The following is a 909-nucleotide window of genomic DNA, read 5'->3' on the forward strand; positions in this document are numbered from 1 at the left end:
TGTCATCGCTGCGATTGTTCCCTGTTACAACGAAGAGGTCGCGGTGGGGAAGGTGATCGCTGATCTGCGTGCTGCGGTGCCGGAGATGGTGATCTACGTCTACGACAACAACAGCTCGGATCGGACGGCGGAGGTGGCGGCCGCGGCCGGCGCGATCGTGCGGCGTGAGGAGCGCAAGGGCAAGGGCAACGTGGTGCGGCGTGCCTTCGCTGATATCGATGCCGACGTCTACGTGATGATCGATGGTGACGACACCTACGACGCGGCGGCGCTGCCGGAGATGATCCGCACCCTGCGCGAGGGGCCGTACGACCACGTGCTCGGCGTGCGGACGCAGCCCGAGGGCGTGGAGTCGGCGTACCGCTCGGGGCACGAGCTGGGCAACAAGGGCTTCAACTGGCTCGTCGGCGGCATCTTCGGCGACGAGGTCAGCGACATGCTGAGCGGATACCGGGTGATGTCGCGCCGGTTCGTGAAGAGCTTCCCGGCGGCGTCGCGGGAGTTCGAGATCGAGACCGAGTTGACGGTGCATGTGATGAGCCTGCGGGTGCCGCAGGCCGAGGTGCCGGTCGGGTTCAAGGACCGCCCGGCGGGCAGTGAGAGCAAGCTGCGCACGTATCATGATGGCTTCCGGATCTTGAATCTGGTGGTCCAGCTGATTCGGCACGAGCGGCCGCTGTTCTTCTATGGGATCGTCGGTGCGGTGTTCATGCTCGCGGCGGTTCTACTGGGCATCCCGCTGGTGATCGAGTTCTTCGATACCGGTCTGGTCCCTCGGTTCCCCACGGCGATCCTCGCAGTGGCGCTCGGCGTGATGGGCGCTTTGGCGTGGGCTGTCGGGCTCGTGCTCGACGGCGTCCTCAAGGCACGGCGTGAGGCCAGCCGCCTCAACTACCTCCAATACGCGGC

General features: G+C 65.8%; 1 protein-coding gene. It reads left to right on the forward strand.

The features are described 5' to 3' along the window. Positions 1-4: 4 nt before the first annotated feature. Positions 5-909: glycosyltransferase (locus ACYVJ0_RS13570; protein ID WP_460818388.1), on the forward strand; the 905-nt coding region annotated here is incomplete at its 3' end.

The sequence above is a fragment of the Microbacterium petrolearium genome (assembly GCF_054782875.1).